The sequence below is a fragment of the Streptomyces sp. NPDC003379 genome (assembly GCF_053589195.1).
Window position 1 is genome coordinate 1 of sequence record NZ_JBSFRK010000068.1, and the last position, 12,116, is coordinate 12,116.

Here is a 12,116-nt window from a genome sequence, read left to right on the forward strand (position 1 = left end):
CCCGACCGCTCCTGCCCATACGTGGCCAGCAACGCCTGCGCCTCGATCGGATCACCCAACGACGTCCCCGTACCATGCGCCTCCACCACGTCGACGTCGGAGGGGACGAGTCCGGCGTTGGCGAGGGCCTGCCGGATGACGCGCTGCTGGGAGGGGCCGTTGGGCGCGGTCAGGCCGTTGGAGGCACCGTCCTGGTTGACGGCCGTACCCCGCACGACGGCGAGGACGCGGTGACCGTTGCGCCGCGCGTCCGAAAGACGCTCCACCAGCAGCACCCCGACGCCCTCACCCCAGGCGGTGCCGTCGGCCCCCTCCGCGAACGCCTTGCAACGGGCGTCGGCGGCCAGCCCGCCCTGCTTGCTGAACTCCGCGAACACGCCCGGGGTCGACATGACGGTGACACCGCCGACCAGCGCCAGCGGGCACTCTCCGGAGCGCAGGGCGCGGGCCGCCATGTGCAGCGCGACCAGGGAGGCCGAGCAGGCCGTGTCGATGGTGACGGCCGGGCCCTCCAGGCCGAGGGTGTAGGAGATGCGGCCGGAGACGACGCTGGAGGCGGTGCCGGTGAGCAGATGGCCGAGGGACTCGTGACCGGCGTGGTTGAGCATGCCGGGGTAGTCGGCGCCGTTGACGCCGATGTACACGCCGGTCCGGCTGCCGCGCAGGGTGGTGGCGTCGATCCCGGCCCGCTCCAAGGTCTCCCAGGAGGTTTCCAGGAGCAGCCGCTGCTGCGGGTCCATCTCCAGGGCCTCGCGCGGGGCGATCCCGAAGAACCCGGCGTCGAACTCGGTGGCCGTGTCGAGGAAGCCGCCCTGCGGCAGAGGGCCGCCCTCGGGCCGCTGCCACCCGCGGTCGGCGGGGAAGTCGCCCATGGCGTCGACGCCGTCGCGCAGCAGCTCCCAGAACGCCTCGGGCGTGCCGGCCCCGCCGGGGAACCGGCAGCCCATGCCGACGATCGCGATGGGCTCGCGCTCGGCCTCTTCCAGGTCTCGGACGCGGTCCCTGGTCCGCTTCAGGTCAGCGGTCACCCGCTTCAGGTACTCGACGACCTGCTCTTTCTCAGCCATGTCCGAAACCCCTCGTAGTACGGGTCGTGGTGCGTGCGGGCCGTGCGCGCATCAGCTCAGCCCGATCTCGTCGTCGATGTAGCGGAGGAGTTCTTCCTCGCTCACGGAGCCCAGCTCGTCGGCGCCGCTGTCCTCGGCCCGGCCGCCGGGGGCTGTCCCGGCCAGCGCCCTGGACCGTTCCCGCCAGCGCAGCAGCAGGGTCTCCAGGCGGGCCGTCACCTTGTTGACCTCGGCCTCGTCGCGCTCGTCGTCGAGCATGGCCTCCAGGCGGTCGACGGGCTCCTTGCCCCACTCCTCGGCCGCCGTCCCGGGCAGCAGGATCCCGAGCAGATGACCGGTGAGCGCCTCGGGCGTGGGGTAGTCGAAGACGAGCGTGGTGGGCAGCCGGGTGCCGGCCATACGGGCCAGCCGGTTGCGGAGTTCGACGGCGGTCAGCGAGTCGAAGCCGAGTTCGGTGAAGGACCGGGTGGCCGATATCTGGTCGGCGGTGCCGTACTTGAGCACCGCGGCGATCTGTGTACGTACCGTCTCCAGGAGGGCTTCCGTACGCTCGGCGGCGGGCAGGGCGGACAGCCGGCCGCGCAGCGTCTGGGCGTCCGGCGCCGTGGCCCGGCGCGCGGGCGTGCGCACCAGGCCGCGCAGCAGCGCGGGCGTGTGCTCGTCACCGCGCAGCCGGGCACGGTCGAGCTGGACCGGCGCGGTGTGCGGCAGGCCGACGGCCACGGCCCGGTCGAACAGGGCGAGCCCTTCCTCCGTGCTGAACGGGAGGACGCCGCCGGCGCTGAGGCGGCGCAGCTCTGCCTCGCTGAGGGTGGCGGTCAGCTCGCTGGTCTCTTCCCACAGCCCCCACGACAGGGACTGCGCGGGCAGCCCTTCCGCACGACGGCGCACGGCCAGAGCATCCAGGAACACGTTCGCCGCCGCGTAGTTGGCCTGACCCGGCGAACCGAACACCCCCGCCGCCGAAGAGAACAGCACGAACAGCTCAAGACCCCGACCCCGCGTCAGCTCATGCAGATGCCACGCCGCGTCCACCTTCGGCCGCAACACAGACGCCAACCGCTCCGGAGTCAACCCCGACACCACACCGTCATCCACCGCACCCGCCGCATGCACCACACCCCGCACATCCGGCAGACCCGCCAACAACCGCTCCACTTGAGCGCGATCGGCCACATCGCAGACCACCAACCGCGCCCGAGCACCCAACTCCTTCAAGCCGGACACCAACTCAGCCGCACCCGGCGCCCGTTCGCCACGCCGACTGACCAGCACCACATCACGCACACCGTGCACCACCACCAAATGCCGCGCCACCGCGGCACCCACCACACCCGTACCACCCGTCACCACCACCGACCCCACACCCGACCACGACACACCACCAGCACCGTCATCAGCAGCAGCGGTGTCCGTACTCACGAGGGCCAGCCTGGGTACGTACGTCTCTCCGTCCCGCAGGGCGATCTCGGGCTCGTCGGCGGCCACGGCCGCGGCCAGGACGGCGTCAGGTACCTCGGCGGGGTCGCCGTCGGTGTCCACCAGGAGGAAACGGTCCGGGTGTTCGGCGCGGGCCGAGCGCAGGAAGCCTCGTACGGCGGCCTGGGTCAGGTCCACGGCGTCGGCGTCCGACAGGGCGACCGCACCGCGGGTGACCACGGCCAGCCGCGCGTCGGCGACGGCCTCGTCGGCCAGCCACTCCTTGGCGCGGGCGAGTGCGGCCGCCAGCGCGTCGTGGACGTGTTCCGGCAGCCGCTCGTCCGCGTCGCCCCCCACTCCCTGGGCGGCCAGGGCAACCGCGTCCAGCAGTACGAGGCGCACGCCGTCGGCGTCGGCCCGCGCGGGCTCGTCGAGCTGTCGGCGCTCCCAGCGCACCTCGTACAGCGAGCGTGCCGCGGTGGCACCGGCGGAGCGGAGCCGGGCCGCGGTGAGCGGGCGCAGCTCGACCTGGTCGGCGCCGAGCAGCGGGGTGCCGTCGGCGTCGGCGGTGCGTATCCGTACGGCTGTGTCGCCTGCCGGGGAGAGCAGGACTCGTACGGTGCGGGCGCCGTCGGCCGCGCCGGGCACGGCGTCGAAGGCGTCGGCCCCTGCACGTACGCCCCGCCAGGCGGCCGGTTGCAGAGGGCCCGCGGTTCCGGGGCCGTCGGCGTCGGTGAGGTGCCAGGCGTGGCAGACGGACTCCAGCAGCGCGGCGCGCGGCGCCAGGCCGTCGGCTGCCCGCTCGGGCAGCTCCACCTCGGCGTAGACGTCGTCGCCGCTCCGCCAGGCGGCGCGCAGCCCCTGGAGCGCGGGCCCGAACTGCTGCCCTGCCGCGAAGAGTTCGCCGTAGAGGTCGGCCGTGTCCACCGGTGTGGCGTCGGCCGGCGGCCAGGCGCCCGCGAGACGTGCGTACGTCGCGTACGTCTCGTCGGCCGGGACGGCGGTGGGTTCGAGGACGGTGGGTTCGAGGACGGCGGTGGCGTGCAGGGTCCACTCCGCCGTGGGGTCGCCGTCGGGCTGTGCGTGGACGGTCAGCCGTCGGCGCCCGGAGTCGTCGGGTGCCGCGGCCATCACCTGGACGCGTGCGGCGCCGTCGGGGGCGAGGAGCAGTGGTTCGTGGTGCTCCAGGCTCGCGACGGCGGGCAGGCCGAGGCGGTCCGCCGCGTACAGCGCCCAGTCGAGCACGGCGCCGCCGGGCAGCACGGGGGTATCCAGCACGGTGTGTTCGGCGGGCGAGGAGGTGGCCGGGGCGGTGAGCCTGCCGGTGAGCAGGAGGGTGTCGGTTCCGGCGGGCGCGACGGCCGCGGCGAGCAGCGGGTGGTCGGTCGCCTCCTGGCCGACACCGCCGGGGTCTCCGGTGTCGTGCGGTGCGTCGAGCCAGTAGCGCTCCCGCTGGAAGGCGTACGTGGGCAGTTCGACGGTGGCCGCCTTGTCCGGGGCGGGCACCAGCGCGGTCCAGTCCACGCCGAGGCCGCGGGTCCACAGGGTCGCGGCGGAACGCAGCAGCGCCGTGCGCTCGTCGTCGTCGCGGCGCAGGGTGCCGGTGACGACGACCTCGCGCCCGCCCGCCCGCAGTGCGGCGTCCTCCAGGGCCGCGGTGGTCACCGGGTGCGGGCTGATCTCGACGAACGTGTCGACGCCGCTCTCGATCAGCTCGGCGACGACCTCCGCGAAGCGCACCGGCCGGCGCAGGTTCCGGTACCAGTACTCGGTGTCGGCCTCGGGTCCCTGTACGGGCTCGCCGGTCACGGTGGAGTGCCACGTCACCTGGGGGCGGGCGGGGACGATGTCGCCGAGTTCCTTGAGGAGCCGGTCCTTGATGAGTTCGACCTGGGGGGCGTGCGAGGGGTAGGTGACGGGGATGCGGCGGGCGCGGACGCCTTCGGCCTCGCAGCCGTCGAGGAGCCGGGTCAGCGGTCCCTCGTCGCCGGCGACGACGACGGCGCCGGGGCCGTTGACCGCCGCGATGACCACGCCGGTGGCGGAGTCGGTGTCGCCCGTGGAGTCGGCGTCACGCGTCGAGTCGGCCTCGCCCGTCGAGTCGGCGTCGCCCGTCGAGTCCGTGTACCGGTCGATGAGGGCCCGGGCCTCCTCGGCGGACACGGTCAGGGAGGCCATGCCGCCGCGTCCGGCGAGCTCTTCGGCGATGATCCGGCTGCGTACGGCCACCAGCCGGGCGCCGTCGGCCGGCGACAGCGCGCCCGCCACGCAGGCGGCGGCGATCTCGCCCTGCGAGTGGCCGACGACCACGGAGGGCGTGATGCCGGTGTGCTGCCAGACCTCGGCGAGGGAGACCATCACGGCCCACAACGCGGGCTGCACCACGTCGACGCGCTCCAGCGCCCGCGCGTCGCCGAGCACGTCGAGGAGGTTCCAGTCGGCGTGCGCCGACAACTCCTCGGCGCAGCGCCGCATCGAGGCGGCGAAAACGGGTGAGGACTCCATCAGGCCGAGTGCCATGCCGGTCCACTGGGCGCCCTGGCCGGGGAAGACGAAGGCCACGGTCGCGCCGGGGCGCACGGTTCCGGAGACGAGACCCGGCGCCTCGGGGTCCTGGCGGACGAGGGCCGTGAGCCCTTCGGTGAAGCCGTCGGTGTCGGAGGCGAGTACGACGGCGCGCTCGTCGAAGGCGGTACGCGTCCCGATGAGCGCGGCGGCCGTCGCCAAGGGGTCGGCCGTTGCCAGCGGGTCGGTGCCGGTGGCGGCGAGTGCGCGCAGCCGCTCGGCCTGGCCGCGCAGCGCGGCGCCGGACTTGGCGGAGACGAGCCACGGCAGTACGGCGCCCTCGGGCGTGGTGACCACGGCCTGACGGCGCTCCTGTTCCCCGGGCCGCTCGGCATCCTCGTACTCCGCGGCCTCGGGGGCCTCGGGGGCCTCGGGGGCCTCGGGGGCCTGTTCGAGGATGACGTGGGCGTTGGTGCCGCTGATGCCGAACGAGGAGACGGCGGCGCGCCGCGGCCGGTCGTACTCGGGCCAGGCGACGGGCTCGGTGGCCAGCTCGACGGCGCCGGCCGTCCAGTCGATGTGCTCGCTCGGCCGCTCGGCGTGCAGGGTCCGGGGCACGGTGCCGTGCCGCAGGGCGAGGACCATCTTCATGACGCCCGCGATACCGGCGGCGGCCTGGGTGTGACCGATGTTGGACTTGACCGAGCCGAGGAGCACCGGCTGCCGGCCGTCCCGGTCCTGGCCGTAGGTGGCGAGCAGCGCCTGCGCCTCGATCGGGTCGCCCAACGACGTGCCCGTGCCGTGCGCCTCGACCACGTCGATGTCGGAGGGGGCGAGTCCGGCGTTGGCGAGCGCCTGGCGGATGACGCGCTGCTGGGAGGGGCCGTTGGGCGCGGTGAGGCCGTTGGAGGCGCCGTCCTGGTTGACCGCCGAGCCGCGGATCACGGCAAGCACCCGGTGGCCGTTGCGGCGGGCGTCCGAGAGCCGCTCGACCAGGACCATGCCCGCGCCCTCGGCTACGCCCATGCCGTCCGCCTCGGCGGAGAACGCCTTGCAGCGGCCGTCGTGCGCCAGGCCGCGCTGCCGGGTGAACTCCGCGAAGATCGTCGGGGTGGCCATCACGGTGACGCCGCCGGCGAGCGCCAGATCGCACTCGGCGCGCTGCAGAGCGCTGACGGCCATGTCCAGGGCGACGAGGGACGAGGAGCAGGCCGTGTCGACGGTCACGGCGGGACCCTCGAAGCCGAGGGTGTAGGAGACCCGGCCGGTGGCCACGCTGCCTGCGTTGCCGTTGCTGAGGAACCCGGCGACGTCCTCGGGCACGGAGCGCAGCCGGGCGGCGTACTCGTGGTACATCAGGCCGGAGAACACGCCGGTCCTGCTGCCGCGCAACCGCGTCGGGTCGACGCCGGCCCGCTCGACGGCCTCCCAGGACAGTTCGAGGAGCATCCGGTGCTGCGGGTCCATGGTCACGGCCTCGCGCGGGGAGATCCCGAAGAAGGCGGCGTCGAAGTCGGCGGCGTCGTGCAGGAAGCCGCCCCGGTCCACCAGCGAGGTGCCGGGCCGCTCCCCCGTGGGGTCGAAGAACGAGTCCAGGGCCCAGTCGCGGTCCGTCGGGAAGCCGCTGATGCCCTCGCCGCCGTCGGCGAGCAGCTGCCACAGCTCTTCGGGCGAGTCGACGTCGCCGGGGAAGCGGCAGCTCATGCCGACGATGGCGATGGGCTCGTCGTCCCGTACGACACGCGCCACGGCGCTGTGCCGCGCGGTGGTGCCTGCCAGCAGCCCGTGCAGGTGGGCGCCGAGGGCGCCGGGTGTCGGGTAGTCGAACACCAGGGTGGCGGGCAGCCGGGTGCCGGTGATTTCGTTGAGCCGGTTGCGCAGCTCCACGGCGGTGAGGGAGTCGAAGCCGAGGTCCTTGAAGCCCCGGTCCACGGGGACCGCTTCGGCGCCGGAGTGCCCGAGCACGGCGGCGACCTGTGTCCGGACGAGTTCGACGAGCATGCGCTCGCGGTCCGCCCCGGGCGCCGTCTCGTACTGCGCGCGCCAGCCGCGGCCCGCCGTGGCGGTGGCGCGGCGCGCGGGCGTGCGCACCAGGGCGCGCAGCAGCGGGGGCGTCCGCTGTCCTTCGGCGCGGGCGCGGGCCAGGTCGAGCCGTACGGGGACCACGTGGGGGGCGTCGAGGGCCACCGCGTGGTCGAAGAGGGCGAGCCCTTCCTCGGTGCCGAGGGTCCGCAGACCGCCTCGGCCGAGCCGGGCCTTGTCGGCGTCGCCGAGGGTGGCGGTCAGCTCGCTGGTCTCTTCCCACAGCCCCCACGACAGGGACTGCGCGGGCAGCCCTTCCGCACGACGGCGCACGGCCAGAGCATCCAGGAACACGTTCGCCGCCGCGTAGTTGGCCTGACCCGGCGAACCGAACACTCCCGCCGCCGAAGAGAACAGCACGAACAGCTCAAGACCCCGACCCCGCGTCAGCTCATGCAGATGCCACGCCGCGTCCACCTTCGGCCGCAACACGGACGCCAACCGCTCCGGAGTCAGCCCCGACACCACACCGTCATCCACCGCACCCGCCGCATGCACCACACCCCGCACATCCGGCAGACCCGCCAACAACCGCTCCACCGCGGTACGGTCGCCCACATCACACGCGACCACCCGCGCCCGAGCACCCAACTCCTTCAAGCCGGACACCAACTCAGCCGCACCCGGCGCCCGTTCGCCACGCCGACTGACCAGCACCACATCACGCACACCGTGCGCCACCACCAAATGCCGCGCCACCGCGGCACCCACCACACCCGTACCACCCGTCACCACCACCGACCCCACACCCGACCACGACACACCACCAGCGTCGGAAGGGGCGGCGGCGGGTCGGGTCAGGCGCGGGACGAGCGCGGTGTCGCCGCGCAGGGCGATCTCCGGTTCGCCGGCGGCCACGGCCGCGGCCAGGACGGTGCCGGACACCTCGGCGGGGTCACCGTCGGTGTCCACCAGCAGGAAACGGTCCGGGTGTTCCGACTGGGTGGAGCGCATCAGGCCGCGTACGGGGGCCTGCACCAAGTCGGGCCGGTCCTCGGGCGTTATGCCGACGGCGCCGCGGGTCAGCACGGCCAGCCGCGCCCGCGCGGGCGTCTCGTGGGCGAGCCACTCGTGCACGCGGGCCAGTGCGGTGCGGGTGAGGGCGTGTGCCCTGGCCGGTACATCGCCGCCGTCCGGCAGGTTCTGCGCCGCGCAGTCGAGCAGCACGAACTCGGGCTCCTCCGACAGCACTTCGGTGAGCGCGGCACCCGGGTGCCAGACAGTCGTACGCACCGCGGTGGTGTCCGCGTCGGTCGGGGGCTCCCAGGTGTCCCAGCGCGGCACGTACAGCGACCGGGTGGGGACCGCGCGCACGTCGGTGGCGGAGAGCGGGCGCAGCACCAGCTCGTCCACGGCGGCGACGGGCGTACCGGCGTCGTCGCACACGCGCAGCCGTACGCCGTCCTCGCCGGCCGCGGTCAGCTGGACGCGCAGCGAAGTGGCCCCGTCGGTCCACGTCTGCACGCCTGACCAGGCGAACGGCAGGCGTACCGCGCCCTCGTCCCCGAACAGGCCGCCGATGCCCATGGCGTGCAGGGCGGCGTCGAGGAGTGCCGGGTGGACGAGGAAGTCGTCGGCGGCCGCCTCCTCGGGCAGTGCCACCTCGGCGAACACCTCGTCACCGCGCCGCCAGACGGAGCGCAGGCCCTGGAAGGCGGGACCGTACTCGTAGCCGCGCTCGAACAGCGCGCCGTAGAAGTCGCCCATCTCGACGGCGGTGGCACCGGGAGGTGGCCAGGCGCCCTGGAGGGCGTCGAACTCCGCCGGGACGTGGGGCTCTTCGGCGGTCAGCGCGGCGGTGGCGTGCCGGATCCACTCGACGGACTCCACCTTGTCTGCCTGGCCCGGCTGGCCCTCGGTGCCGGTCCGGGAGTAGACGGTGGCGGTCCTGCCGCCCGTCTCGTCGGCCTCGGTCACCTGGACCTGAATGGTGACGCCGGTGTCCGCGGTGAGGGTGAGGGGGCGCTCCAGGGTGAGTTCCCGGACCCGGCCGCAGCCGGTCTCCCGGCCCGCGGCGAGCGCGAGTTCCACGAAGGCGGTGCCCGGCAGCAGCACGGTCTCCAGCAGGGCGTGGTCGGCCAGCCAGGGGTGCGTCGGCAGGGACAGCCGTCCGGTGAAGACCGCCGTGCCGGACTCGGCGGGGAGCGTGGCGGCGGCGAGCAGCGGGTGTGCGACGGGGTCGAGCCCGATGCCGGAGGCGTCGCCCGTGTGGGCGGGCCCTTCCAGCCAGTAGCGCCGCCGCTGGAACGGGTACGTCGGCAGTTCCACCGCGTCGGCCGGGGCGGCGGTGGCCGCCGTGGTGGCGAGGAAGGCGTCCCAGGAGATGTCGACGCCGCGGGTCCACAGGGTGGCGGCCGCGCGGGTCAGCGCGGCGCTCTCGTCCTGGTCGCGGCGGAGCGTTCCGGAGACGACCACGTCGTCGCGGCCCGCGGCGGCCGCGACGTCCTCGATGGCGGGGGCGATCACCGGGTGCGGGCTGATCTCGACGAACGTGTCGATGCCCCGGTCGAGCAGCGCGGTGACGGTCTCGGCGAACCGGACGGGCCTGCGCAGGTTCTGGTACCAGTACCGCGCGTCGGCCTCGGTCTCGCCGAGGGGCGCCGCGGTGACCGACGAGTGCATGGGCACGGAGCCCGTGCGCGGCGCGATGGGCTCGGCCAGCTCCAGGAGCCGACTGCGGACGGCTTCGACGTGCGGGGTGTGCGAGGCGTAGTCGACCGGGATGGTGCGGGCGCGGATGCCCGCGGCGCCGGCGGCCTCGGAGACCTCGGCGAGCACCTCGGGGGCGCCCGCGATCACGGTGGCCTCGGGGCCGTTGACGGCGGCCACCCAGACGCCGTCGCGCTCGCCGAGGAGCTCTGCGGTGCGCTCGGCGGAGGCGGCGACGGAGACCATGCCGCCCTGCCCCGCGAGGTCCTCGGCGATGGTGCGGCTGCGCAGGGCGACCAGGCGCGCCCCGTCGTCCAGGGTGAGGATGCCGGCTGCGCAGGCGGCGGCGATCTCACCCTGCGAGTGGCCCGCGACGACGTCCGGGGTGATCCCGGCGGCCTGCCACACCCGGGCGAGGGAGACCATCACGGCCCACAGGGCGGGCTGCACCACGTCGACGCGCTGGAGGGCCTCTTCATCGCCGAGCACGTCGAGCAGCCGCCACTCCACGTGCGGCGCCAACGCGTCGGCGCACTCGCGCAGGGCGCCCGCGAAGGCGGGCGAGGACTTGAGCAGCCCGGTGGCCATACCGACCCACTGGGCGCCCTGCCCCGGGAAGACGAACGCGACCTTGGCACCGGGGCGTGCGATGCCACGCACCACGCCGGGCACGTCCAGCGCGCCGTCCGCGAGCGCGGCCAGCGATCCGGCGCGCTCACGCTCGTCACCGAGGACGACGGCGCGGTGGGCGAAGGCGGCGCGGGTGTGTACGAGCGCGGCGGCGACGGCAGGGGCGTCGGCCTCGGGGACCCCGGTGCCGGCGGCGCCGCTCGCGTCGCCGAGAAAGCCCCGCAGCCGGGCGGCCTGCTCCCGCACCGCAGGATCGGTCTTGGCGGAGAGCGGCCACGGGGGTGTGATGCCGGTGAGTACCGGCGTGGCTGTGGCGGCCGGGGTGCCCTCGGTGGGCGTGGGATCGGCGGGCGCCGCGTCGGTGTGCCGTTCCGCCGTCTCCGGGGACTGTTCGAGGATGACGTGGGCGTTGGTGCCGCTGATGCCGAACGAGGAGACCGCGGCGCGCCGGGGCCGGCCCGTCTCCGGCCAGGCCACCGGCTCGGTCACCAGCTCGACGGCGCCCGCGCTCCAGTCGACGTGCGGGGTGGGCTCGTCCACGTGCAGGGTGGGCGGCACCACGCCGTGGCGCAGGGCGAGCACCATCTTGATGACGCCCGCGATACCGGCCGCCGACTGGGTGTGGCCGATGTTGGACTTCACCGAGCCCAGCAGGAGCGGGCGGTCCTCGGGGCGGTCCTGGCCGTAGGTGGCCAGGAGGGCCTGCGCCTCGATGGGGTCGCCGAGGGTGGTGCCGGTGCCGTGCGCCTCCAGGGCGTCGATGTCGGACGGGGCGAGCCCGGCGTTGGCGAGCGCCTGGCGGATGACGCGCTGCTGGGAGGGCCCGTTGGGCGCGGTCAGGCCGTTGGAGGCGCCGTCCTGGTTGACCGCCGAGCCACGGATCACGGCCAGCACCCGGTGCCCGTCGCGGCGGGCGTCCGAGAGCCGCTCCACGAGCAGCACGCCGACACCCTCACCCCACGCGGTACCGTCCGCCGACGCGGCGAACGCCTTGCACAGACCGTCCCGGGACAGTCCCCGCTGCTTGCTGAACTCGGTGAACGCGGCCGGCGTCGACATCACCATCACGCCGCCCACCAGCGCGAGGGAGCTCTCCTTGTTCCGCAGCGACTGGGCCGCCAGGTGCAGCGCGGTCAGCGAGGACGAGCAGGCGGTGTCGACGGTGACGGCCGGTCCCTCGAAGCCGTACGTGTAGGAGAGGCGGCCGGAGAAGATGCTGGAGGCGTTGCCGGTGAGGAGGTAGCCCTCGCTGTCCTGCGTACTGCCCACGTTCGAGCCGTAGCCGGACAGGACGCCGCCGACGAAGACCCCCGCGCTCTCGCCGCGCAGCGTGCCGGGGTCGATCCCGGCCCGCTCGAACGCCTCCCAGGACGCCTCCATCAGCACCCGCTGCTGCGGGTCCATGGCGAGGGCCTCGCGCGGCGATATCTCGAAGAACTCGGCGTCGAAGTCGGCGGCGCCGTCGATGAACCCGCCCTTGCGGATGTACGAGCTGCGCGGGCGCAGCCCCTCCGGGTCGTAGAGGGCGCCGAGGTCCCATCCGCGGTCGGCGGGGAAGTCCGCGATGCCCACGCGCCCCTCGGCGACCAGCTCCCACAGGTCTTCGGGGGTGTGCACCCCGCCGGGGAACCGGCAGCTCATGCCGATGACGGCGAGCGGCTCACGGGCGGCCTCCTCGACGGCACGCAGCCGCGCGTAGGAGTCGCGGGCGTCGGCGACCGCCTGCTTGAGGTAATCGCGGAGCTTCTGCTCGTTCGACATCCG

General features: G+C 74.3%; 2 protein-coding genes. Both read right to left on the bottom strand.

Features of this window, described 5'->3' with window-relative positions; translation table 11 throughout:
* The coding region (locus tag ACWDVB_RS37145; RefSeq protein WP_451518931.1) for a beta-ketoacyl synthase N-terminal-like domain-containing protein at nucleotides 1-1,067 on the bottom strand (1,067 nt) is incomplete at its 3' end.
* A 51-nt stretch (nucleotides 1,068-1,118) separates the two neighbouring features.
* Nucleotides 1,119-12,113 (bottom strand): type I polyketide synthase, encoded by a 10,995-nt coding sequence (locus ACWDVB_RS37150; protein ID WP_451518930.1) that lies wholly within the window; start codon nucleotides 12,111-12,113, stop codon nucleotides 1,119-1,121.
* Between the last annotated feature and the right edge of the window lie 3 nt (nucleotides 12,114-12,116).

What these genes read in the sequence shown, in the direction of transcription:
- ACWDVB_RS37150 (WP_451518930.1), bottom strand. Translation starts at nt 12,113, where the DNA reads ATGTCGAACGAGCAGAAGCTCCGCGATTACCTCAAGCAGGCGGTCGCC.